This window comes from Enterobacter sp. MGH85 (genome assembly GCF_001037655.1).
Classification (GTDB): domain Bacteria; phylum Pseudomonadota; class Gammaproteobacteria; order Enterobacterales; family Enterobacteriaceae; genus Enterobacter; species Enterobacter intestinihominis.
This window is the reverse complement of the sequence record NZ_KQ089925.1, coordinates 44330-67893: the sequence shown is the minus strand read 5'-3', so window position 1 is coordinate 67893 and position 23564 is coordinate 44330. Positions and strand designations below refer to the sequence as shown.

At 57.4% G+C, this 23564-nt stretch carries 20 protein-coding genes; 8 read left to right on the top strand and 12 right to left on the bottom strand.

Features of this window, described 5'->3' with window-relative positions; all coding sequences use genetic code 11:
- Positions 1-14: 14 nt before the first annotated feature.
- From panC to thpR, 8 genes are all read right to left on the bottom strand, one after another.
- Positions 15-866: a pantoate--beta-alanine ligase gene (gene panC / locus SK51_RS00310; RefSeq protein WP_023305456.1), complete on the bottom strand. Its 852-nt coding sequence runs from the start codon at positions 864-866 to the stop codon at positions 15-17.
- 11 nt (positions 867-877) lie between these two features.
- Positions 878-1669, bottom strand: a complete 792-nt coding sequence (gene panB, locus SK51_RS00305; protein ID WP_022647086.1) for a 3-methyl-2-oxobutanoate hydroxymethyltransferase — start codon at positions 1667-1669, stop codon at positions 878-880.
- A 123-nt stretch (positions 1670-1792) separates the two neighbouring features.
- On the bottom strand, positions 1793-2272 hold the full coding sequence (gene folK / locus SK51_RS00300; RefSeq protein WP_023305457.1) for a 2-amino-4-hydroxy-6-hydroxymethyldihydropteridine diphosphokinase: 480 nt from the start codon (positions 2270-2272) through the stop codon (positions 1793-1795).
- Positions 2269-3666, bottom strand: a complete 1398-nt coding sequence (gene pcnB, locus SK51_RS00295; protein ID WP_071785222.1) for a polynucleotide adenylyltransferase PcnB — start codon at positions 3664-3666, stop codon at positions 2269-2271. Before pcnB ends, folK begins: the two co-directional genes overlap by 4 nt.
- A 42-nt stretch (positions 3667-3708) precedes the next feature.
- Entirely contained in the window at positions 3709-4599 is an 891-nt protein-coding gene (gluQRS, locus tag SK51_RS00290) for a tRNA glutamyl-Q(34) synthetase GluQRS (protein ID WP_023305458.1), read from the bottom strand.
- Between the two features lie 59 nt (positions 4600-4658).
- Entirely contained in the window at positions 4659-5114 is a 456-nt protein-coding gene (gene dksA / locus SK51_RS00285) for an RNA polymerase-binding protein DksA (RefSeq protein WP_001155232.1), read from the bottom strand.
- Positions 5115-5290: 176 nt separating this feature from the next.
- Positions 5291-5995 carry a DNA/RNA nuclease SfsA gene (sfsA, locus tag SK51_RS00280; RefSeq protein ID WP_023299353.1) on the bottom strand — a complete coding sequence of 235 codons (705 nt, stop codon included), beginning with the start codon at positions 5993-5995 and terminating at the stop codon, positions 5291-5293.
- Positions 5985-6539 carry an RNA 2',3'-cyclic phosphodiesterase gene (thpR, locus tag SK51_RS00275; RefSeq protein WP_003856249.1) on the bottom strand — a complete coding sequence of 185 codons (555 nt, stop codon included), beginning with the start codon at positions 6537-6539 and terminating at the stop codon, positions 5985-5987. The genes sfsA and thpR overlap by 11 nt, the downstream gene beginning before the upstream one ends.
- Positions 6540-6612: 73 nt before the next feature.
- Here thpR and hrpB point away from each other — a divergent pair, with 73 nt between their 5' ends.
- From hrpB to fhuB, 6 genes are all read left to right on the top strand, one after another.
- Positions 6613-9042, top strand: coding sequence for an ATP-dependent helicase HrpB (hrpB, locus tag SK51_RS00270; RefSeq protein ID WP_023305459.1), 2430 nt, complete (start codon positions 6613-6615; stop codon positions 9040-9042).
- A gap of 197 nt (positions 9043-9239) precedes the next feature.
- On the top strand, positions 9240-11765 hold the full coding sequence (mrcB, locus tag SK51_RS00265) for a bifunctional glycosyl transferase/transpeptidase (protein ID WP_023305460.1): 2526 nt from the start codon (positions 9240-9242) through the stop codon (positions 11763-11765).
- A 237-nt stretch (positions 11766-12002) separates the two neighbouring features.
- The gene (gene fhuA / locus SK51_RS00260; RefSeq protein ID WP_023305461.1) at positions 12003-14213 is read left to right on the top strand and encodes a ferrichrome porin FhuA; all 2211 of its coding nucleotides are present in this window, start codon (positions 12003-12005) and stop codon (positions 14211-14213) included.
- A 50-nt stretch (positions 14214-14263) separates the two neighbouring features.
- Positions 14264-15061 (top strand): Fe3+-hydroxamate ABC transporter ATP-binding protein FhuC, encoded by a 798-nt coding sequence (gene fhuC / locus SK51_RS00255; RefSeq protein WP_022647093.1) that lies wholly within the window; start codon positions 14264-14266, stop codon positions 15059-15061.
- On the top strand, positions 15061-15951 hold the full coding sequence (fhuD, locus tag SK51_RS00250; protein WP_023299359.1) for a Fe(3+)-hydroxamate ABC transporter substrate-binding protein FhuD: 891 nt from the start codon (positions 15061-15063) through the stop codon (positions 15949-15951). The genes fhuC and fhuD overlap by 1 nt, the downstream gene beginning before the upstream one ends.
- On the top strand, positions 15948-17930 hold the full coding sequence (fhuB, locus tag SK51_RS00245) for a Fe(3+)-hydroxamate ABC transporter permease FhuB (protein ID WP_032676695.1): 1983 nt from the start codon (positions 15948-15950) through the stop codon (positions 17928-17930). The genes fhuD and fhuB overlap by 4 nt, the downstream gene beginning before the upstream one ends.
- 93 nt (positions 17931-18023) lie before the next feature.
- On the opposite strand, the gene hemL is transcribed toward fhuB, so the two are convergent.
- Entirely contained in the window at positions 18024-19304 is a 1281-nt protein-coding gene (gene hemL / locus SK51_RS00240) for a glutamate-1-semialdehyde 2,1-aminomutase (protein WP_015572714.1), read from the bottom strand.
- Positions 19305-19481: 177 nt separating this feature from the next.
- Here hemL and clcA point away from each other — a divergent pair, with 177 nt between their 5' ends.
- Together clcA and erpA are read left to right on the top strand one after the other, a co-directional pair.
- A complete protein-coding gene (clcA, locus tag SK51_RS00235; protein WP_022647097.1) occupies positions 19482-20882 on the top strand; it encodes a H(+)/Cl(-) exchange transporter ClcA in 1401 nt (466 codons plus the stop codon).
- An 85-nt stretch (positions 20883-20967) separates the two neighbouring features.
- Positions 20968-21312, top strand: a complete 345-nt coding sequence (erpA, locus tag SK51_RS00230) for an iron-sulfur cluster insertion protein ErpA (protein ID WP_003856230.1) — start codon at positions 20968-20970, stop codon at positions 21310-21312.
- A 57-nt stretch (positions 21313-21369) separates the two neighbouring features.
- Here erpA and SK51_RS00225 read toward each other — a convergent pair whose 3' ends face one another.
- From SK51_RS00225 to mtnN, 3 genes are read right to left on the bottom strand one after another with little or no spacing between them, the layout of a single operon-like run.
- Positions 21370-21993 (bottom strand): TRIC cation channel family protein, encoded by a 624-nt coding sequence (locus SK51_RS00225; RefSeq protein ID WP_003856227.1) that lies wholly within the window; start codon positions 21991-21993, stop codon positions 21370-21372.
- 23 nt (positions 21994-22016) lie between these two features.
- A complete protein-coding gene (btuF, locus tag SK51_RS00220) occupies positions 22017-22826 on the bottom strand; it encodes a vitamin B12 ABC transporter substrate-binding protein BtuF (RefSeq protein ID WP_023305464.1) in 810 nt (269 codons plus the stop codon).
- Entirely contained in the window at positions 22819-23517 is a 699-nt protein-coding gene (mtnN, locus tag SK51_RS00215) for a 5'-methylthioadenosine/S-adenosylhomocysteine nucleosidase (RefSeq protein WP_003856223.1), read from the bottom strand. Before mtnN ends, btuF begins: the two co-directional genes overlap by 8 nt.
- Positions 23518-23564: the final 47 nt, after the last annotated feature.

Below are 23564 nucleotides of genomic sequence, written 5' to 3'. Positions count from 1 at the left end.
TCCGGGTAGTAAAACTACGCCAGTTCAACCACTTTGTTGTCGATAAGGCGGGCCTGGCCGAGCCAAGCCGCCACCAGAATTACCGCACGTTTGCTGGTATCTGAGAGTTCCAGAAGCGTATCGGCATCCCGAATTTGAACGTCGTCAGCACGAAGACCTTTCTCGTTCAGCGCCTGTTCAGCCAGAGCGATGATTTCTTCTGCGGTTAATTCTTTTGCCAGCAGTTGCTCTGCCATGGTATTCAGGACTTTGCTTAAGCCTGGCGCAATTTTACGCTGTTCCGCAGTCAGATAGCCGTTACGGGAGCTAAGCGCCAGGCCATCTTTCGCACGTACAATCGGCACGCCGACAATCTCTATGTCGTAGCCCATATCGGCAACCATTTTGCGGATCAGCGCCAGCTGCTGGAAATCTTTCTCGCCAAAGCAGGCGATGTCCGGCTGCACCAGGTTAAACAGCTTGCTGACGATGGTGGAAACGCCGCGGAAATGGCCCGGACGGCTGGCACCCTCCAGCATGGTCGAAATACCCGGTACGTCGACGTAGGTCGCTTCAGTGGTACCCTGAGGATAAACATCTGCGGGGGCCGGTGCGAAGACGATATCCGCATGACGTTTTTTGAGCTTCTCGCAATCTTCCTGCAAGGTACGTGGATAGCGCGCCAGATCGTCTTCGCGATCGAACTGCATCGGGTTAACGAAGATACTGACTACCACGATATCTGCACGGGCTCTCGCTTCATCGACCAGCTTCATATGGCCGTCGTGCAGATTGCCCATGGTCGGGACGAGGGCGATACGTTTACCTTCCTGACGTGCACGGCGGATATGCTGGCGCAGCAGCGGCAGAGTTTCTATGATTAGCACACCTGGACTCCTTAATGGAAACTGTGTTCTTCGCCCGGATAAACGCCGGACTCAACCTCGGCAATATACTGCCGCACAGCAGCACGCATGTCGCCTGCTTCTGTCAGGAAATTTTTAGCAAATTTTGGAATGTGACCGCCGGTGATCCCGAAGGCGTCGTGCATGACCAGAATCTGGCCATCGGTGACGTTGCCCGCGCCGATGCCGATCACCGGAATCGACAGCGCCTCAGTGATACGCTTAGCCAGCTCAACCGGCACACACTCCAGCACCAGCAGCTGTGCACCAGCGGCTTCCAGCGCCAGGGCATCATCAAACAGCGTCTGCGCCGCATCGCCACGCCCCTGAACTTTATAACCGCCAAAGATATTCACGGATTGCGGCGTCAGCCCTAAGTGCCCGCAAACTGGCACGGCCCGTTCGGTGAGCATTTTCACCGTATCGACCAGCCAGTCGCCGCCTTCGATTTTGACCATATTGGCGCCGGCGCGCATCACAGTTGCCGCATTTTCAAAGGCCTGTTCCGGGGTGGCATACGCCATAAACGGCAGATCGGAAAGTAGCAGGCAGGCGGGCGCACCCCGGCGCACGGCGCGGGTATGGTAAGCAATATCCTCGACCGTGACCGGCAGAGTAGAATCATGTCCTTGTACCGTCATCCCTAACGAGTCTCCGACCAGCATGACGTTGATCCCTTCTTCGGCAAACAGTTTTGCGAAGCTGTAGTCATACGCGGTGATAGTGGCGAAGCGTTTCTTTTCCTGTTTGCATTTCTGCAATAAGGAGATGGTAGTTGGTTTCATACTGTTTCCTGATGGCCCAAAAGCGGATCTTTGCGCATTCTAACAGTAACATTCGAGGGAACAATGATTTTAGGCAATCGATTAACCATATTTGACACATGGCTAATCGGGGGTGACACGGGATTACCAGCGGACCGGTTTTTCCGCGTTGAGGCTTTGCAGAACGGCGTTCAGCGAGGTGCCGTCAGGGAAGGTGAGATCGGGGGCGACTTCAAACAGCGGCCAGAGCATAAACGCACGGTTTTTCATGTCATAGTGCGGAACGGTGAGGCGCTCGGTGTTAATTACCTTGTGGCCGAAAAGCATAATATCGAGGTCGAGCGTGCGCGGTCCCCAGCGTTCGGCTTTACGTACGCGACCCTGCTGTAGCTCAATACGCTGGGTATTATCCAGCAGCGTTTCTGCGTCAAGGGCTGTTTCCAGCACCACGGCGGCGTTCAGATAATCAGGCTGATCCTGCGGGCCGAGCGGGGGCGTACGGTAAAAGGAGGAGACCGCCACGATATGGCTTTGCGGGATCTCCCCCAGCGCCTGAACGGCAGCGTTAACCTGCTCAAGCGGAGAGGCCAGATTGCTGCCGATGGCAATATACGCAAGGGTCATGCTGTGCCTTCACGACGCGGCGCGCGCTTGCGCGGGCGACGGTGACGACGGCGCGGTGCCGGCTCGTCATCCAGATCCGTGAGCATATCTTTTTGCTCCGGTGGTGCAGAGACCTGAAATTCTCCCCACCACTGCGCCAGGCGCTGTAGCTCCTGGTTTCTTTCGACTTCAGCACGCAGAGAGAGCAAATCGAACGCGGCGCGGAACTTAGGATGCTCCATCAGTTTCCAGGCACGTTTACCCTGACGGCGGGACATACGCAGCTGAAGCTGCCAGATATCACGCACCAGCGTGGTAATACGTTTCGGGATCGCCAGCGTGCGACAGCCTTCGTCCAGCACGTCGTTTGCCGCCAGCGCGAACGCATCATAATAGGCGAGGCCGCTCTCCTGGGTAATGCGCTGCGCCGTTTCCAGCAGCGGATACCAGAACATGGCCGCGAACAGGAACGCCGGATTCACGCGCATATCGTTATGAATACGGGTATCCGTGTTCTTCAGCACCTGTGCAATCATCCGCTCCATTGCGCTGTCACCGTTTTCGGTGAAGTAGCGGGTAATGGTCGGGAACAGCGGCTGGAACAGGTTGTATTCACGCAGCAAATTGTAGGTTTCAAACCCGTAGCCTGCCTGGAGCAGCTTTAACGACTCCTCAAACAGACGGGCAGGGGGGACGTCGTTAATCAGCGTCGCCAGGCGCGGGATCGGCTCTGCGGTTTCCGGGCTGATACGCATGTTTAACTTGGCGGCGAAACGCACGGCGCGCAGCATTCGGACCGGATCTTCGCGATAGCGCGTTTCCGGCGTGCCGATCAGGCGAATCAGGCCGTCTTTCAGATCCTGCATACCGCCGACGTAATCGCGCACGGTAAAATCCGCCACGCTGTAGTAAAGGCTGTTGATGGTGAAATCGCGACGCTGAGCATCTTCTTCAATAGAGCCGAAGATGTTGTCGCGCAGCAGCATGCCGTTTTGGCCGCGCTGGGAAGTTGTGCGATCGTTGACGCCCGCTTCGTGGTGACCGCGGAAGGTCGCCACTTCAATAATTTCCGGTCCAAACATCACGTGCGCCAGACGGAAACGGCGACCAACCAGACGGCAGTTGCGGAATAATTTACGCACCTGTTCAGGCGTGGCGCTGGTCGTCACGTCGAAATCTTTTGGTTTTTTGCCCAGCAGTAAATCGCGCACCCCGCCGCCGACGAGATAGGCCTCGTAGCCTGCTTTATTCAGACGATAGAGCACCTTGAGGGCATTTTCACTGATATCTTTGCGGGAAATATTGTGCTGCTCACGCGGAATGACCGACATGTGTGGCTGTGCAATAGCATCATTCGCCATGCTCTCTTCGCGGCTCAGCACTTTACGGCAAAAATTAGCGACTCGGGTAAAAATAGTACACCTCGTAGTGTGTTTTGTTATCAAAAAAGCGGCTAATCATAGCTCAGCGCAACGCATTTGAGAATGCTGGATTTTTGGCACGGCCATAAGCGTCCAGTCAGCAATGGCCGTTTTCAGCAATTCATCCAGACTCAGATCCTGCCATTCCTGCGTTACATTCTGGTTGAGAAATCGCAGCGCGTCGATCAATACCGGGCGCGGATCGCCGTCAGGCAGCGCCGGGGCATGATTCTGTTTTGACAGCTTACTCCCCTGTTCATTGACCGCCAGCGGCAGATGGATGTAATCCGGCACCGTCCAGCCAAACTGCTGGTAAAGCGATATTTGCCGCACGGTAGGCTCAACCAAATCCGCCCCACGCACGATTTCCGTGACGCCCTGGAAATGGTCATCGACAACCACCGCCAGGTTATAGGCAAACAAGCCATCGCGACGGTGAATAATAAAATCTTCACGCGCCAGACGATCATCCGCCTGAATGGTTCCTGAGAGGACATCGGTAAACTGCGTCACCGGAGCGCGCTGTATCAGCCGTACGGCGGCATTCTCAGGGCCGTTGTGCCGCGTACGGCAGTGGCCGTCGTAAACGCCACCCACGCTCTGAATTCGCGCACGCGTGCAGGTGCAGTTATAGGAAAGGCCCTGTTCAGAAAGCCACGCCAGACGTTCACGGTAGGCATCATGGCGTTGAGACTGCCAGAGTACGTCGCCGTCCCAGTGAAGACCGTAATGTTCCAGCTGACGCAGAATAGTTTCTGCCGCACCGGGAACTTCACGCGGAGGATCGATATCTTCAATGCGAACCAGCCATTTACCCTGACGGGCGCGAGCCTGTAGGTAGCTGCCGAGCGCGGCAATTAATGAGCCGAAGTGTAATTCACCGGAGGGAGATGGCGCAAAGCGCCCGATATAGTGAGATTCAGACATATCAACGGTAACAAGGCGGGAGAAACTCCCGCCTTAGCAGAGTAGTGAGAGGGAAGGCGTTAGCCAGCCATCTGTTTTTCGCGGATTTCTGCCAGCGTTTTACAGTCGATGCACAGATCGGCTGTTGGACGCGCTTCCAGACGACGAATACCGATTTCAACACCGCAGGATTCGCAGTAGCCAAAATCTTCGTCCTCGACCTTTTTCAGCGTTTTCTCGATCTTTTTGATCAGTTTGCGCTCGCGGTCACGGTTACGCAGTTCGAGGCTGAACTCTTCTTCCTGAGCGGCACGGTCGACCGGATCCGGGAAGTTAGCAGCTTCATCCTGCATATGTGTAACGGTGCGATCGACTTCATCCCTGAGTTGATTACGCCATGCTTCAAGAATACGCTTGAAGTGCGACAGCTGGGCTTCGTTCATATACTCTTCGCCCGGCTTCTCTTGATACGGCTCCACCCCAGCGATGGCGAGAATACTCAGGGACGATGTTTTACGGTTTTGCCCTTCTTGCATGTTGCTTCTCCTTAACACGCACTATCGATCCCCGTGTTGGGGGAAAAATCAGGTCGCTATAAATAGCAGATGCTTTTCCGTATGGCAATTATCTAAACGTAACACTTGACAACCCTGTGAGGAAAAGCGTATTTGCGCACGCGGCCAGAACACTTATTAGTCAATCGTCTAATCCCTTATAGGACAATGGGAAGAGAGGATCTCAGAGTCATATTATCGGCAGAAAGTTCCGCTTTATAAGCGAAAATCTCTACCCCCTGCTTTTGTGCCTCATTCAACAATTGCGCGTATTTAGGATCAATATGACGGGCCGGGGAAAACCGTTCAATGGCTGAATGCAGAACCGCAAACAGCAACACGGCGCGCTTGCCCGCCGCCGCTACACTCATTAGCTCCCGCAGATGCTTCTGGCCACGTAGCGTTACCGCATCCGGAAAGAAGCCGTTTTCCTCTTCCGCTAACGTCACTGATTTCACTTCAATATAGCACTCAGGGCGGTCTTCCGCCTGTAACATAAAATCAATTCTGCTGCTTTCATCGCCATATTTCACTTCGCTTTTTTGCGTGCCGTAACCCACCAGTTCAGGAAGGATTCCATTTGTCAGGGCTTCCTTAACCAGCTGATTTGCGCGCAGGGTATTAACGCAAATAAATGCCCCGCTTTGCGTCTCGGTCATTTCCCAGGTATGAGGATATTTGCGTTTAGTATTTTCTGATGTGGAATACCAGACCGTGTCACCCGGTGTGGCGCAACCGGTCATGGCGCCGGTGTTAGGACAATGCAGCGTGAGCGTTTCGCCCTCAGGCGTGATCACGTCAGCGAGAAAGCGTTTGTAACGCTGGATCAGCGTGGCGGGCTGGAGTGCAGGGCTAAACTTCATCAGGATTCCTTAACGTATCGCCCAGCGTCCAGCGCTGGAGCGGAGTATAGCGGGTGCGTCCTTGTACAAAGGCAGATTCGTACAGCGCAAATTCATTCACCTGAAAGGACCAGTGAAAGCCCGGTGGCGGGATGGCAACAGCCTGACCCGCATCGCGCAGCAAGGTAATGTGGGGATGAAACGGCTGCGGGCTCTGATAACAGCCGCTGCGCGCGGCCTGTGCCCGCAGCATATTTGCGAGCTGGAGCAGTCCGCGAGGGGGCTGCCGCGTCCCCAGCCAGACCACCCGAGAGCGCAGCCATTGCCCGGCATCGTCAAGATGCAGCGTAAAACCCGGCTGAGAAATGCGTCCGGCCATTGCGCTTAACGCGCGCTGCTTTTCTGCGCTCACCTCGCCAAGAAAAGCTAACGTCAGGTGCATATTGGCGGCGACGACAGGGCGGCCCGCTTCCGCGGGGAAGTGGCTGGCGCGCCAGCGAACAATTTGCCGTTGAAGCGTGGTGGGTAATTCAATGGCGAAGAATAGCCGTTTTGACTCAGACATGCGCAAGACTCGGTAATGATATGCGCCGATGCTACAATGTACGCCGATTAATGTTAACCCTCTGGAGCCGTAAGTGTCCTCTTTGCCCGTCGCAGTCGTCCTTCCTGAGCTTCTCGCAGCCTTAGAACATGCGCCACAGGTTTTGCTCAGCGCGCCCACCGGAGCGGGTAAATCCACCTGGCTGCCCCTGCAAATTCTGCGCGAGGGGAGCATCAGCGGGAAAATTATCCTGCTGGAACCGCGCAGGCTGGCGGCGCGCAATGTGGCGCAGCGCCTGGCGGAACTGCTGAATGAAAAACCGGGCGAGACGGTAGGGTACCGGATGCGCGCCGAAACCTGCATTGGCCCGTCTACGCGGCTGGAGGTGGTCACTGAAGGCATTCTTACCCGTATGCTGCAAAACGATCCGGAGCTGAGCGGCGTCGGGCTGGTGATCCTTGATGAATTTCACGAGCGCAGCCTCCAGGCCGATCTGGCCCTTGCGCTGCTGCTCGACGTTCAGCAGGGGCTGCGCGACGACCTTCGGCTGCTGATTATGTCGGCGACGCTGGATAACGAGCGGCTCCGGCAGACGCTCCCTGACGCGCCGATGATCTCCTCTGAAGGGCGTGCGTTCCCGGTCGAGCGCCGCTATCAGCCGCTGCCTGCCCATCAGCGTTTTGACGAAGCCGTTGCCATCGCCACCGCCGAATTGCTCCGTCAGGAACCCGGCTCGCTGCTGCTTTTTTTACCCGGCCTAGGCGAAATCCAGCGCGTACAGGAGCAACTGGCATCCAGGGTGAGCAGTGACGTTATGCTGTGCCCGCTCTACGGCGCGCTGCATTTGGCTGACCAGCGCAAGGCGATCCTTCCCGCACCGGCGGGGCAGCGCAAAGTGGTACTGGCGACCAATATCGCCGAAACCAGTTTGACCATCGAAGGCATTCGCCTGGTGGTGGACAGTACGCAGGAGAGGGTGGCCAGTTTTGATCCGCGTACCGGGCTGACCAGGCTACTGACGCAGCGCATCAGCCAGGCCTCAATGGTGCAGCGCGCAGGCCGAGCAGGGCGTCTTGAGCCGGGTATTTGCCTGCATTTAACCAGCGCCGAGCAGGCGGAGCGTGCGGCATTGCAGAGTACGCCTGAGATTTTACAAAGCGATCTCTCCGGGCTGGTAATGGATCTGATGCAGTGGGGCTGCCCGGACCCTGACCAGCTCACCTGGCTTAATCCTCCACCTGTTGTGAACCTTTCCGCCGCGCGCAGCCTGCTGACCCAGCTTGGCGCGCTGGAAGGCGAGCGACTGACGGCGCGCGGCCAGAAAATGGCGGCGCTGGGCAACGATCCGCGTCTGGCAGCGATGCTGGTGGCAGCACAAGGCGACGATGAAATTGCCACGGCGGCAAAACTGGCGGCTATTCTTGAGGAGCCGCCGCGCGGTGGCAGCAGCGATCTGGGACAGGCCTTTTCACGCCAGCAGGGAAACTGGCAACAGCGCGCGCAGCAGTTGTGTCACCGCCTGAAGAGCCGGGGAGGATCGCCTGACAGCGATAAAGTTATCCCTCTTCTGGCCCAGGCCTTCCCGGACAGAATCGCGCGCCGTCGCGGGCTGGATGGTCGTTATCAACTGGCAAATGGGATGGGCGCGATGCTGGACAGCGATGATGCTCTGACGCGTCATGAATGGCTGATCGCGCCGCTCTTACTCCAGGGCAGTCACTCCCCGGATGCGCGCATCTTGCAGGCGGTTGCCGTAGATATTGACGCCCTGACGCGTGCCTGCCCGCAGCTGCTTCAGCAATCTGACATTGTCGAATGGGATGATGCCCAGGGCACGCTGAAGGCGTTCCGTCGTAGCCAGATTGGCAAACTGACGCTCGGGACAAAACCGCTGGCGAAGCTGTCGGAGGAAGAGTTACACCAGGCGATGCTGAACGGCATTCGGGAAAAAGGGCTGAGCGTATTGAACTGGACGCCTGAGGCTGAACAATATCGTATACGTCTGCACTGCGCCGCGAAGTGGCTGCCGGAACAGGGGTGGCCAGCGGTGGATGATGAGACGCTGCTCGCGACGCTTGAACAGTGGTTGTTGCCGCAGATGAGCGGCGTACACTCCCTGCGCGCCCTTAAGGCGCTTGATGTTAAGGCAGCGTTACAGAATTTACTGGACTGGTCGTTACGTCAACGTCTGGATAGTGAACTGCCTGGGCATTACACTGTGCCAACCGGGAGCCGGATTGCCATTCGTTATCATGAGGATAATCCGCCAGCGCTGGCGGTTCGGATGCAGGAGATGTTTGGTGAGGCCACCACGCCGTCCATCGCTGAAGGGCGCGTGCCGTTAGTGCTTGAGCTGCTTTCGCCTGCGCATCGTCCCTTGCAGATCACCCGCGATCTGGGTGCGTTCTGGGCGGGGAGCTATCGTGAAGTGCAGAAAGAGATGAAGGGGCGATATCCCAAACACGTCTGGCCGGACGATCCGGCGAATACCGCGCCGACACGGCGCACGAAGAAATATTCGTAATGGGGGAGTGCGGCCTGAAAGGTAAAGTGCGGCCTGATGCCCTCACCCCGGCCCTCTCCCACAGGGAGAGGGAGAAAACACTAAAGACTTTCCTGTCAGGAAAGTCTTGCTGTTTATTTTGAGAGATTTCTTCTTTCACTGACCTGTGCAAGATAAGAAAATCTGGCCTTTGCGCCTGAATGTTGCGGAGAAAAAGCATGGCGGGGAATGACCGCGAGCCAATAGGACGTAAGGGAAAGCCGACGCGTCCGGCGAAAGAAAAGGTAAGCCGTCGTCGCCTCAGAGATGAGGAGTATGACGATGACTATGAAGACGATTATGAGGATGAAGAACCGATGCCGCGTAAAGGGAAAGGCAAAGGGCGTAAGCCTCGTGGTAAACGCGGCTGGTTCTGGCTGCTGCTGAAGCTGTTTATTGTTTTTGTTGTCCTGATCGCGATTTACGGCGTTTATCTGGATCAGAAGATCCGCAGCCGTATCGACGGGAAAGTCTGGCAATTGCCTGCGGCAGTGTACGGCCGCATGGTGAACCTTGAGCCGGACATGTCCATCAGCAAGAACGAGATGGTGAAGCTGCTGCAAGCCACGCAGTATCGTCAGGTCACGAAAATGACCCGTCCGGGTGAATTTACCGTCCAGGCGAAAAGCATTGAGATGATCCGCCGTCCGTTCGACTTCCCGGACAGTAAAGAAGGGCAGGTGCGCGCGCGTCTGACCTTTGACGGCGATCGCCTGGAAACCATTGAGAACATGGATAACGATCGCCAGTTCGGTTTCTTCCGTCTCGATCCGCGTCTCATCACCATGCTGTCGTCCGCAAACGGCGAACAGCGCCTGTTCGTGGCGCGTAACGGCTTCCCGGATCTGCTGGTGGATACCCTGCTGGCAACCGAAGACCGCCACTTCTACGAGCACGACGGGATTAGCCTCTACTCCATTGGTCGTGCGGTACTGGCGAACCTGACCGCGGGGCGTACGGTGCAGGGGGCGAGTACCCTGACCCAGCAGCTGGTGAAAAACCTGTTCCTCTCCAGCGAGCGCTCTTACTGGCGTAAAGCCAACGAAGCGTACATGGCCGTGCTGATGGATGCGCGCTACAGCAAGGATCGTATTCTTGAGCTGTACATGAACGAGGTGTACCTCGGTCAGAGCGGCGATAACGAGATCCGCGGCTTCCCGCTGGCGAGCCTGTACTACTTTGGCCGTCCGGTAGAAGAGCTGAGCCTTGACCAGCAGGCGCTGCTGGTGGGCATGGTAAAAGGCGCGTCGATCTACAACCCGTGGCGTAACCCGAAACTGGCGCTGGAGCGTCGTAACCTGGTGCTGCGTCTGCTGCAACAACAGCAGGTGATTGACCAGGAGCTGTACGACATGCTGAGCGCGCGTCCGCTGGGCGTTCAGCCGCGCGGTGGGGTGATCTCTCCGCAGCCTGCCTTTATGCAGATGGTACGTCAGGAGTTGCAGTCTAAGCTCGGAGATAAAGTGAAAGATCTCTCCGGGGTGAAGATCTTCACCACCTTTGACTCCGTGGCGCAGGATGCGGCAGAAAAAGCGGCGGTTGAAGGTATTCCGGTTCTGAAGAAGCAGCGTAAGCTGAGCGATCTGGAAACCGCGATGGTGGTAGTTGATCGCAACACCGGCGAAGTTCGCGCCATGGTGGGCGGCGCCGAGCCGCAGTATGCGGGCTATAACCGCGCGATGCAGGCGCGTCGTTCGATTGGTTCTCTGGCAAAACCGGCAACCTACCTGACCGCGCTGAGCCAGCCGAATCTCTATCGACTGAACACCTGGATTGCCGATGCGCCAATCTCCCTGCGCCAGCCTAACGGCCAGGTGTGGTCTCCGCAGAACGATGATAAGCAGTTCAGCGGTCAGGTGATGCTGGTGGATGCGTTAACCCGTTCCATGAACGTGCCAACGGTTAACCTCGGCATGGCGCTGGGCCTCCCCGCCATCACCGACACCTGGCAGAAGCTGGGCGTACCGAAAGATCAGCTGCACCCTGTGCCAGCGATGATCCTGGGGGCGCTTAACCTGACGCCAATCGAAGTGGCCCAGGCGTTCCAGACCATCGCCAGCGGCGGTAACCGAGCGCCGCTTTCCGCCCTGCGTTCGGTGATTGCCGAAGATGGCTCCGTGCTGTATCAGAGCTTCCCGCAGGCGGAGCGCGCTGTTCCGGCGCAGGCGGCCTATATGACGCTGTGGACCATGCAGCAGGTGGTCCAGCGCGGTACCGGGCGTCAGCTGGGGGCGAAGTATCCTGGTCTGCATCTGGCGGGTAAAACCGGGACTACCAACAACAACGTCGATACCTGGTTCGCCGGTATTGATGGCCGTGAAGTGGTGATCACCTGGGTGGGCCGCGATAACAACCAGCCGACCAAACTGTATGGTGCGAGCGGCGCGATGTCGATTTACCAGCGTTATCTGGCCAATCAGTCTCCGGTGCCGCTGAACCTCGTTGCCCCGGAAGATATCGTCGATATGGGCGTGGACAGCTCGGGTAACTTCATCTGTGGCGGCGGCGTGCGTTCGCTGCCGGTCTGGACGACCAACCCGGATGCGCTGTGCCAGCAAAGCCAGCCAGAAGAACCGACAGGTAACCCGTTCGATCAGTCTTCTCAGCCTCAGCAGCCGCAGCAGCAACAGCCGCAGCAGCAGGAAGAGAAGAAAGACAGCGACGGCGTCGCCGGTTGGATCAAGGATATGTTCGGCGGCAACTAGCCCTTATGACACCCCCTTCCCTGGAAGGGGGTGTTTTTTCACCTCAGCAACTCATTTCCTTAACCCTGTTTTCAATCCTTATTAACGACCCGTTTTCCGTTGATTATTTCTTAAACCCTCAATTCTTGTAGGGCCGCATATCGCTTGCTATGCCGTCAGCGTTTCGCATATTATTCTGCGGTCATAATAATAATTCTCGTTTACGTTATCATTCACCTTTTTCATCAGAGATCCATCATGGCGCTTTCCAATACTGCTCAGCCAATTAACACGTCGCTGCGTAAAATCGCAGCCGTCGTAGCCACAGCGGTTGCTGGCATGTCTGCTTATGCACAGGCCGCTGAAACCCCCAAGAAAGAAGAAACCATCACCGTGACTGCCGCACCGGCTGCACAGGAAAGTGCCTGGGGTCCTGCACCGACGATTGCGGCAAAACGCACTGCAACGGCGACGAAAACCGATACACCCATTGAGAAAACCCCGCAGTCTATTTCTGTTGTGACTCGTGAAGAGATGGACATGAAACAGCCGGGGACGGTTAAACAGGCCCTGGCCTACACCCCAAGCGTTTTCGCAACGCGCGGCGCCTCAACAACTTACGATGTGGTTTCGATTCGTGGTTTCACGACCTCCAGCACCGTGAATACCAACCAGTATCTGGATGGTATGAAGTTGCAGGGAGACAACTACTCTGAAGCGTCCATGGACCCGTACTTCCTTGAGCGCGTAGAGCTGCTGCGTGGCCCGACGTCTGTACTGTATGGCAAAAGCCATCCGGGCGGCGTAGTGAGTATGGTCAGTAAGCGTCCAACCACGGAACCGTTGAAAGAAATTCAGTTCAAAATGGGGACGGATAACCTCTGGCAGACGGGGTTTGATTTCAGCGACGCGATTGACGATGACGGCGTGTGGTCCTACCGTCTGACCGGTCTGGGACGTAGTGAGAACGCGCAGCAGGAAATGGTGAAGTCTACTCGTTACGCGATTGCGCCGTCTTTCAGCTGGCGTCCTGATGATAAAACCGATTTCACCTTCCTGAGCAACTTCCAGAGCGATCCGGATGCGGGTTACTACGGCTGGCTGCCACGTGAAGGTACCGTTGTGCCTTACTATGATGCTAACGGAAAAGCGCACAAACTGCCGACCGACTTCAACGAAGGTGATGAAGACAATAAGATCTCCCGTCGTCAGAAAATGGTGGGTTACAGCTTCGCGCATGAATTCAACGACACCTTCACCGTGCGTCAGAACCTGCGTTATACCAAAATCAACACGCTGTACCGTTCAGTTTACGGTAACGGCTATATCGCCCCGGCCCAGATCAGCCGTGCCTACGTGCGCTCAGATGAAGATCTCAACTCGTTCACGGTTGATACACAGCTCCAGTCGAAATTCGCGACCGGCGCCGTTGACCATACCCTGCTGACGGGTGTGGATTACCTTCGTATGCGAAATGACATTGATGCTGACTACGGCACCGCCGATCCGATCAGCATGAACAATCCTCAGCACGGCAATGCGAACGTCAATGTGAACTTCCCGTATGCCATGCTCAATCGTCAGGAGCAGACCGGGCTCTATGCGCAGGATCAGGCTGAATGGGATAAGTGGGTACTCACCTTGGGTGGCCGCTATGACTTTGCGAAAACGTCTGCCTTTAACCGTAATAACGGAACCACCGCGGAAATTAACGATCAGGCATTTACCTGGCGCGGGGGGATTAACTACCTGTTCGACAACGGGGTTACACCATACTTCAGCTACAGTGAATCTTTCGAACCGCTCTCTGGCACCACCCAGGGCGGCAAACCGTTCGATCCGGCACGCGGCAAGCAGTATGAAGCGGGCGTGAAGTATGTTCCAAAAGATCTGCCTGTTGTAGTGACGGCAGCGGTATACCAGCTGACCAAGAACAATAACCTGACCGCCGATCCGGCGAACCCGACCAGCGGCTTTAGCGTGCAGGGCGGTGAAATTCGCTCCCGAGGCTTTGAGCTGGAAGCGAAAGCGGCGGTGTCGGCTAACGTGAACGTGACGGCGGCCTACAGCTACACCGATGCGGAATACACCCACGATACCTGGTATGAAGGTCGTCGTCCGGCAGAAGTACCGCGCAACATGGCATCACTGTGGGCGGATTACACCTTCCACGAGACGGCGCTAAGTGGCCTGACCGTTGGTGCGGGTGCTCGCTACATCGGTAACACGGTGACGTACTACTCCTCAGCGTCGCCTAAAGCCTATGAGTCCTTTAACGTCGCGGGTTATGCCCTGGCGGATGCGACCGTGAAATACGATCTGGCGCGCTTCGGTCTGCCGGGCTCTTCCGTCGGCGTCAACGTGAACAACATCTTTGATCGTGAATACGTCTCCAGCTGCTACAGCGAGTATGCATGCTACTGGGGAGCAGGACGCCAGGTTGTTGCCACGGCGACCTTCCGCTTCTAACCTCTTTATGGGCACGGTTCGCCGTGCCCTTTTTATTTAAGTTGGCTGACATGCAGGATACTAAAACGCAATCCGACTCCACCTTCACGCTCAACAATCTCTCCTTTCGCGTACCCGGGCGCACCTTGCTGCATCCGCTCTCTTTGACGTTTCCCGCAGGTAAAGTGACCGGTTTAATCGGGCACAATGGTTCCGGTAAATCGACGCTGCTGAAGATGCTGGGCCGTCATCAGCCGCCGTCCGAGGGCGACATTCTGCTGGATGACCAGCCGCTGGCGAGCTGGAGCAGTAAGGCCTTTGCCCGCAAGGTGGCCTATCTGCCGCAGCAGTTGCCGCAGGCGGAGGGGATGACGGTGCGCGAGCTGGTGGCGATTGGACGTTATCCGTGGCACGGTGCGCTCGGGCGTTTTGGCGTTGCTGACAGAGAGAAAGTGGAAGAGGCGATCGCGCTGGTTGGGTTAAAACCGCTGGCGCACCGTCTGGTGGATAGCCTGTCCGGTGGCGAGCGTCAGCGCGCATGGATCGCGATGCTGGTAGCGCAGGACAGCCGCTGCCTGCTGCTCGACGAACCCACTTCAGCGCTGGATATTGCTCATCAGGTTGACGTCCTGGCGCTGGTGCATCGCTTAAGCCAGCAGCGCGGCCTGACTGTGATTGCCGTTCTGCATGATATCAACATGGCGGCACGCTACTGCGACTATCTGGTAGCGCTGCGCGGCGGTGAAATGATCGCTCAGGGTACGCCTGCCGAACTGATGCGCAGCGAAACGCTGGAACATATCTACGGTATTCCTATGGGCATTCTGCCTCACCCGGCCGGGGCTGCACCCGTGAGCTTTGTCTACTGATGCTGGATCCAACATTAATTAGCCGCCGTCGCCTGCTAACGGCCATGGCGCTCTCACCGCTGCTGTTAAAGATGGGCCCGGCCCGGGCTGCCGCAGTCGATCCGCACCGCATCGTGGCGCTGGAGTGGTTGCCCGTCGAACTGATGATGGCGCTGGGCGTGACGCCTTACGGCGTGGCCGATATTCCTAACTACACCCTGTGGGTGAATGAGCCAAAACTGCCGGACTCCGTCATCGACATCGGTCTGCGTACGGAGCCGAACCTTGAGCTTCTCACCCAGATGAAACCGTCTTATTTATTCTGGTCTGCGGGGTATGGCCCGTCGGAAGAGACCATGGCGAAGATTGCGCCCGGACGGGGCTTTTCCTTTAGCGACGGTAAAAAGCCGCTGACCATGGCAAAAAATTCCATCCACGAGATGGCGCAGTTCCTCAACCGTGAGGCTGAGGCGAAAAAACATCTCAATGAATTTGATGCGCTGATTGATTCCCTTAAGCCGCGCTTTGCCCACCGTGGCGATCGGCCTTTGCTGATGGTGACCCTGCTGGATGCCCGCCATATGCTGGTCTTTGGAAATAACTGTCTATTCCAGGAAGTTCTCGACAGCTTTGGCATTCGCAATGCCTGGGAAGGCGAGATGACGTTCTGGGGCAGTACCGCCGTGGGGATTGACCGTCTGGCGGCGTTTCGTGATGTGGACGTGCTGTGCTTTGACCACGGCAATGAGCGCGAGATGCAAACCCTGATGGCGACTCCGCTCTGGCAGGCAATGCCGTTCGTCCGCGAGCAGCGCTTCCTGCGCGCGCCAGCGGTATGGTTCTACGGCGCGACGCTGTCGGCCATGCATTTTGCCCGCGTGCTGGACAATGCACTGGGAGGCAAGGCATGAGCACGCGTATGGCCCGTTTCCCGATGTTACTGTTAGCGCTCATTTTTCTGGCTGCCCTGGCATTAACCGGCTTTAACCTGACCACGGCATTACCGCGCGATCAGTGGGCAGCCGCGTTTGTCGCACCGGATATCGACAATATTCAGCAAATGCTGTTCCACTACAGCCTGCTGCCGCGTCTGGCTATCTCCCTGCTGGTCGGGGCGGGACTGGGACTGGTGGGCGTACTGTTTCAGCAGGTGCTACGTAACCCGCTGGCGGAGCCAACCACGCTGGGCGTGGCGACGGGGGCTCAGCTGGGGATCACCATCACCACGCTCTGGACCCTGCCGGGAGCGTTAACCTCGCAGTTTGCCGCGCTGGCAGGCGCATGCGTGGTCGGTGCGCTGGTCTTTGGCGTAGCCTGGGGAAAACGTCTCTCACCGGTCACGCTGATCCTCGCGGGGCTGGTCGTCAGCCTCTACTGTGGGGCGATCAACCAGCTGCTGGTGCTGTTTCACCACGACCAGCTGCAAAGCATGTTTATGTGGAGTACCGGCACGCTCACCCAGACCGACTGGAGTATCGTCCAGCGTCTGTGGCCGCAGCTGTTCGGCGGCGTGGTGCTGACGCTGCTGCTGCTGCGTCCGCTCACGCTGATGGGCCTCGATGACGGCGTGGCGCGCAATCTCGGGCTGGCGCTGTCGCTGGCCCGTCTGGCGGCCCTGACCCTGGCGATTGTGCTGAGCGCGTTACTGGTTAACGCCGTCGGCATCATCGGTTTTATCGGCCTGTTTGCGCCATTGCTGGCAAAAATGCTCGGCGCGCGCCGTCTGCTGGCGCGTCTGATGCTGGCGCCGCTGATTGGTGCGCTGATCCTCTGGCTTTCCGATCAGCTCATTCTCTGGCTGGCGCGCGTCTGGATGGAAGTTTCCACGGGCTCGGTGACGGCCCTGATCGGCGCGCCGCTGCTGCTGTGGCTGCTGCCGCGCCTGCGCAGCATTAGCGCTCCGGCGATGGATGCCGGCGATAAAGTGCATGCCGAGCGTCAGTCGGTGGTGTGGTTCAGCCTTGCCGGGCTGGCCGTGCTGGTTATCGCCTCGTTTGCCGCACTCTCGCTGGGACGCGACGCCACGGGCTGGCACTGGGCAACGGGGGATTTGCTGCATGAACTCATGCAGTGGCGCTGGCCGCGGATTTTCTCCGCGCTGATTGCGGGCGTCATGCTGGCGGTGGCGGGCTGTATTATCCAGCGTCTCACCGGCAACCCGATGGCAAGCCCGGAAGTTTTAGGGATCAGCTCCGGGGCCGCGTTTGGCGTAGTGTTGATGTTGTTCCTCGTACCGGGAAATGCGTTCGGCTGGCTGATGCCTGCCGGGAGTATCGGTGCGGCAGTCACGCTGATGATTATCCTGATCGCCTCCGGGCGAGGTGGTTTCTCACCTCACCGCATGCTGCTGGCCGGGATGGCGCTCAGCACCGCGTTTACTATGCTGCTGATGATGTTGCAGGCGAGCGGCGATCCGCGCATGGCGCAGATCCTGACATGGATTTCCGGTTCAACATACAACGCCACCGGCAGTCAGGTGGTGCATACCGGGATTGTGATGATCGTGCTGCTGGCGATTGTGCCGCTGTGCCGCCGCTGGATGACCATTCTACCGCTGGGTGGGGATACCGCCCGCGCGGTCGGGGTGGCGCTGACGCCAACGCGCATTGCGCTGTTGCTGCTGGCCGCGTGCCTGACGGCGACGGCCACCATGACTATCGGCCCGCTCAGTTTTGTCGGATTAATGGCGCCGCATATCGCCCGTATGATGGGTTTCCGCAGGACTTTGCCGCATATCGTGATCTCTGCGCTGACGGGCGGGGCGATCCTGGTCTTTGCTGACTGGTGCGGAAGGATGGTGCTGTTCCCGTATCAGATCCCGGCGGGCCTCCTGTCGACCTTTATCGGCGCGCCTTACTTTATTTATCTGTTGAGAAAGCAGAGTCGGTAATAAAAGTAAACGGCAATCCTTAGATTGCCGTTTTAGTGTTTGCTCCCTCTCCCTGTGGGAGAGGGTTGGGGTGAGGGCATCAAGCCGCACATTTTACAGCTTCGCAAATACCTTACGCGCTGCGTCGATGGTGTTATTGATATCTTCTTCGCTGTGCGCCACGGACATAAAGCCCGCTTCAAACGCTGACGGGGCAAGATACACGCCTTCTTCCAGCATCAGGTGGAAGAAGCGTTTGAAGCGTTCCACGTCGCATTTCACCACGTCCTGATAGCAGGTCACGGTTTTCGCATCGGTGAAGAAAATCCCGAACATCCCGCCCACGTGGTTCACCACCAGTGGAATACCCGCATCTTCTGCGGCTTCCAGCAAACCGTTTGCCAGTTGCGTCGTCCGGTCCGTTAAGGTTTCGTGGATACCCGGCTGCGCCACTTCGGTCAGACAGGCAAAGCCCGCCGCCATCGCAATCGGGTTACCGGAGAGCGTACCCGCCTGGTAAACCGGACCGGTTGGCGCCAGCGCGTCCATGACGTCCTTACGTCCACCGAACGCGCCGACAGGCATGCCGCCGCCAATGATTTTGCCGAGGCAGGTCAGATCCGGCTCCACGCCGTAGTATGACTGCGCCCCCGCCAGCGCCACGCGGAAGCCGGTCATCACTTCGTCGATGATCAGCAGCGCGCCGAACTCATCGCACAGGGCGCGCAGGCCCGGCAGGAAGTCAGGCTGCGGTGGGATACAGTTCATGTTGCCCGCAACTGGCTCAACGATGATGCAGGCGATCTCCTGCGGATACTGCTCGAACGCGGCGCGAACGGTGTTCAGATCGTTATAGGTGCAGGTCAACGTGTGTTTCGCGAAATCAGCCGGCACCCCCGGAGAGTTTGGCTGGCCGAGGGTCAGCGCGCCGGAACCGGCTTTCACCAGCAGACAGTCGGCATGGCCGTGATAACAACCTTCGAACTTGATGATCTTGTCACGGCCGGTAAAACCGCGCGCCAGACGGATAGCGCTCATGGTCGCTTCGGTACCGGAGTTCACCATACGCACCATGTCCATCGTTGGCACCAGTTCGGTGACCAACTCCGCCATTTTGACTTCCATCTCGGTTGGCGCACCGAAGCTCAGGCCGCGCTGAGCGGCTTCAATCACCGCGTTGCGGATCGCTGGGTGGTTATGCCCCAGTACCATCGGGCCCCAGGAGCCGACGTAATCGACATAGGCTTTACCATCCACATCATACAGATATGCGCCATCCGCACGTTCGATAAACAGCGGGGTGCCACCCACGCCGGTAAAGGCGCGCACGGGTGAGTTCACGCCGCCTGGGATTAGCTCGCGGGCTGCGCTGTAGAGGTTTTCAGACTTGCTCATGGCGTCGTTCCTGGTTCGTAGAAATGAGTTAAGGCAACTATTCTAAGTGATTCGGAAGAGGTTATAAAATTTTTGCCCCATAGAAGGCTTAACAATTGTTAAGTATTTTTCAGGGGACGAGGGGATTGTCTCTGGTAGAATCCCTGCGGCCTTTTGTATGACGAAACAGAACAGGTAATGAACGAGAACACGCCTTCTTTTGAACAACAACAGTTTACGCGCGCGAAGCACCGGGTCAGTATCCGGCGGCTGCTCAACCGTGACAAAACCCCGTTAGCCATTCTGGTGGCAGCCGCCGTTGTGGGCACGCTGGCCGGGCTGGTAGGCGTCGCGTTTGAGAAAGCCGTCAATGCGGTGCTCAACTGGCGCATAGGTACCGTCGCCAGCTTTGCGGATCGTGAATGGCTGGTCTGGGTGTGGGCCTTTGGCCTTTCGGCCCTGTTTGCCATGGTGGGCTATTTTCTGGTGCGTAAATTCGCACCTGAAGCAGGTGGCTCGGGGATCCCTGAAATTGAGGGGGCGCTGGAAGAGCTACGCCCGGTTCGCTGGTGGCGCGTGCTTCCTGTGAAATTTATCGGCGGGATGGGAACGCTCGGGGCGGGCATGGTGCTCGGTCGGGAAGGACCAACGGTACAGCTGGGCGGTAACGTCGGGCGCATGGTCGGCGATCTGTTCCGTATGCGCAGCGCCGAAGCGCGCCATACGCTGCTGGCAACGGGGGCGGCGGCCGGGCTGTCTGCCGCGTTTAACGCGCCGCTGGCAGGTATCCTGTTTATCATTGAAGAGATGCGCGCCCAGTTCCGCTACAACCTGATCTCCATTAAAGCGGTGTTTACCGGCGTGATTATGTCGAGCATTGTCTTTCGCGTCTTTAACGGCGAAGGGGCGGTGATTGAAGTTGGCAAGCTAACTAATGCGCCGGTCAATACTTTGTGGCTGTATCTGATTCTTGGGATGATTTTTGGCGTCGTTGGCCCGCTTTTTAACACCCTGATTTTACGGGCGCAGGATATGTTTCAGCGCATCCATGGCGGAAATACCACGAAATGGGTGCTGGTGGGGGGCCTGCTTGGTGGCGTGTGCGGGATCCTCGGTTTTATCGAACCGAATGCGGCGGGCGGCGGTTTCGGTCTGATTCCCATTGCCGCGGCGGGGAATTTCAGCGTAGGCCTGCTGCTGTTTATGTTTATTTCACGCGTCATCACCACGGTATTGTGCTTCTCCTCTGGTGCCCCGGGCGGCATTTTCGCCCCGATGCTGGCGCTGGGGACGCTGCTGGGTACGGCGTTCGGGATGGCGGCGGCGGCAGGCTTCCCGGCCTACCATCTGGATGCGGGGACGTTTGCGGTTGCGGGAATGGGGGCGCTGCTGGCGGCCTCCCTGCGTGCGCCGCTGACCGGGATCGTGCTGGTGCTGGAAATGACCGACAATTACCAGCTCATTTTGCCAATGATCATTACCTGCCTCGGCGCGACACTATTAGCCCAATTCCTGGGTGGAAAACCGCTATACTCCACCATTCTTGCCCGTACCCTGGCGAAACAGGAAGCTGAACAGGCCCTGAAGCAGAATACTTGAATGAATTACCAGGGTATTAGATAATGACAAAAAGAATTGGGTGATTTTTACCCAATAGCAGTCGCAGTATTCATGGGAGCATAAGATGAGTGATGACGTAGCGTTGCCGCTGGAATTTACCGAAGCAGCAGCGAAAAAAGTGAAAACCCTGATTGCCGACGAGGACAATCCGGATCTGAAACTGCGTGTTTATATTACCGGCGGCGGCTGTAGTGGCTTCCAGTATGGTTTTACCTTTGACGACCAGGTTAACGATGGTGATATGACTATCGAGAAACAGGGCGTCGCGCTGGTGGTTGATCCGATGAGCCTGCAATATCTGGTGGGCGGTTCAGTGGACTACACTGAAGGTCTGGAAGGTTCGCGCTTTGTGGTGACTAACCCGAATGCGACCAGCACCTGCGGGTGTGGTTCTTCATTCAGTATTTAACCTGAATGCAAATTGTAGGCCCGGTAAGCGAAGCGCCACCGGGCTTATAAACGATACCTATCTTGAATTTTCATCCAGTGCAAACGTCGGCAGCTTCAGGTGCCAGCGTATCGCCGCTAAACGGATCACCAGCGTTACCACCATCCCCAGCATCGCCGCGTTTTCCAGCGGGACAGCAAAGGTGTAATACGCCGTGGCGTGAACAATCCCCCCGATGATACAGGCCGTCGCGTAGATTTCCGTTCGCAGGATCATCGGGACTTCTCGCGCCAGAATGTCGCGAATAATCCCTCCGCCCACGCCGGTCAACACGCCCATACAGATCGCCACCAGCGGGCCAGTCCCGGCAATAAAGGCTTTATTCACGCCTATTCCCACAAAGACCGCCAGACCGACGGCATCCAGCACTGGCAATATCCATTTTGGTAGTCTGCGAGGCTGACGAACCAGCACGATGGTTAACAGGCAGGTGACCATCGCCACCACCAGATCCGTTGGATCTTTTACCCAGAATACCGGGCCGTTTGCCAGCGCCATATCGCGAATCGTTCCGCCGCCTACCGCCGTAACGACGCCGAGCACCAGTACGCCAAAAGGATCCATGCGTAGTTTTCCGGCAAGCAAAACGCCGGAGATAGCAAAAACGGCTGTGCCAAGAATATCCAGCCAATACACGAGCATCGTTAAATCCTCGAATAGGGTATTTATCTGTTTGAGTGACTCTCTGCCAGTTCGGCGCAGAGTTGTTTTGCGGCGAGGATAATACGCGGGCTGGCGCGTTCAAACCAGTCGCTGTTGAGTGCGATGACCGGAATTTTAAGCTGCCGATGCCAGAATTGTTCTATTTTAGGAATCTCGCTCGCATTTCCGACCACCACAATGGCCTGCGGTTGTCGCGCCAGAACCTGCTCACGACTGACCTGCGGCCAGGGGACCCGGCTTTCAGCAAAGATATTTTCACCTCCACAGATCTCAAGCACCTGGTTCTGGATCGAGCCTTTCCCGGTAGTGAACAGCGGCTGGCTGCCAAATTGCAGAAAAACGCGTTGTTTCGGTTGCGTGCCGTATCGGGTTTTTAGCGCAGCATAGTCGTTGAGCATCTGCTGTGCAGCGTGCTCGGCGCGTTGGGGGGTAGGGCTGAAGGGAGCGAGGTCACGGAGGGTTTGCGCCACCTGTTCGATGCTCACCGCATCTACCCATTTTACCGTTATTCCCAGCGAAGAGAGCTGGTCCACCTGTCGTTCGGCATTACCGCCGCGCCAGGCAAGAACCAGATCGGGCTTCAGCGCCACGATGCGTTCCAGGTTCATTCCCTGCCAGGTGGCAACCTGTTCGAGATGGGCGGCCTGCGGTGGATAATCGGAAAAGCTGCTCACCGCAACGGGCGTAATCCCGGCGGCAAACGCCAGTTCCGTATTGGCAGGGGAGAGTGTGATCACCCGCGGCGCGGCGATGAGCCAGGCCGGGGCGAGCAGAAGCAGGGCGACCAGCGCCCTGAATGAAACCTTACCCACGCGCCAGTTTCTGCACCAGGGTTTCCACCATCACGGTGGACTGTTTGGCCGCAACGGCCAGGAACTCGTCGAAGCTGATGTGGGACTGCTGGTCCGCCACGTCAGAGATCGCGCGAACGACCACGAACGGCACGCTGAAGTTATGGCACACGTGCGCAATGGCCGTGGCTTCCATCTCAACGGCCACAGCCTGCGGGAAGTTATGACGGATTTTCGCCAGACCAACAGAGCCGTTGATAAAGGCATCGCCGCTGACGATCAGGCCACGCACCGCATTGAGGTTCAGCTCGTTAATGCAGCTTTCAGCGGCGGCAATCAGCTTATCATCCGCTTTAAACCCGGCCGGGCAGCCCGGAAGCTGACCATATTCGTAGCCGAATGCGGTGACATCTGCATCGTGGTAACGCGCTTCGTCGGAAACCACGATATCGCCCACTTTCAGCGTCGGCGCCAGACCGCCCGCCGAACCTGTATTAATGATAACGTCAGGCTTGCAGCGCTCAAGCAGCAGGGTCGCGCCCAGTGCCGCTGCAACTTTACCGATGCCTGATTTCAGCAGAGCCACGTCAACGCCGTTCAGCTGGCCGGTGTAGATCTCACAGCCACCAAGGGAGAGGGTCTGACGGTTCTCAATTTTGTCACGCAGCAGCGTAACTTCTTCTTCCATTGCACCAATAATGCCGATTTTCATAGATTTACTCGCGATGTGCCTTGTTAAGATGCATAGTCTATCATGCG

Excerpts from the sequence above, each read along its gene's own strand:
- panB (WP_022647086.1), bottom strand. The coding sequence starts at position 1,669 with ATGAAACCAACTACCATCTCCTTATTGCAGAAATGCAAACAGGAAAAG.
- folK (WP_023305457.1), bottom strand. The coding sequence starts at position 2,272 with ATGACCCTTGCGTATATTGCCATCGGCAGCAATCTGGCCTCTCCGCTT.
- gluQRS (WP_023305458.1), bottom strand. The coding sequence starts at position 4,599 with ATGTCTGAATCTCACTATATCGGGCGCTTTGCGCCATCTCCCTCCGGT.
- dksA (WP_001155232.1), bottom strand. The coding sequence starts at position 5,114 with ATGCAAGAAGGGCAAAACCGTAAAACATCGTCCCTGAGTATTCTCGCC.
- sfsA (WP_023299353.1), bottom strand. The coding sequence starts at position 5,995 with ATGAAGTTTAGCCCTGCACTCCAGCCCGCCACGCTGATCCAGCGTTAC.
- thpR (WP_003856249.1), bottom strand. The coding sequence starts at position 6,539 with ATGTCTGAGTCAAAACGGCTATTCTTCGCCATTGAATTACCCACCACG.
- mrcB (WP_023305460.1), top strand. The coding sequence starts at position 9,240 with ATGGCGGGGAATGACCGCGAGCCAATAGGACGTAAGGGAAAGCCGACG.
- fhuA (WP_023305461.1), top strand. The coding sequence starts at position 12,003 with ATGGCGCTTTCCAATACTGCTCAGCCAATTAACACGTCGCTGCGTAAA.
- fhuC (WP_022647093.1), top strand. The coding sequence starts at position 14,264 with ATGCAGGATACTAAAACGCAATCCGACTCCACCTTCACGCTCAACAAT.
- fhuD (WP_023299359.1), top strand. The coding sequence starts at position 15,061 with ATGCTGGATCCAACATTAATTAGCCGCCGTCGCCTGCTAACGGCCATG.
- fhuB (WP_032676695.1), top strand. The coding sequence starts at position 15,948 with ATGAGCACGCGTATGGCCCGTTTCCCGATGTTACTGTTAGCGCTCATT.
- hemL (WP_015572714.1), bottom strand. The coding sequence starts at position 19,304 with ATGAGCAAGTCTGAAAACCTCTACAGCGCAGCCCGCGAGCTAATCCCA.
- clcA (WP_022647097.1), top strand. The coding sequence starts at position 19,482 with ATGAACGAGAACACGCCTTCTTTTGAACAACAACAGTTTACGCGCGCG.
- erpA (WP_003856230.1), top strand. The coding sequence starts at position 20,968 with ATGAGTGATGACGTAGCGTTGCCGCTGGAATTTACCGAAGCAGCAGCG.
- SK51_RS00225 (WP_003856227.1), bottom strand. The coding sequence starts at position 21,993 with ATGCTCGTGTATTGGCTGGATATTCTTGGCACAGCCGTTTTTGCTATC.
- mtnN (WP_003856223.1), bottom strand. The coding sequence starts at position 23,517 with ATGAAAATCGGCATTATTGGTGCAATGGAAGAAGAAGTTACGCTGCTG.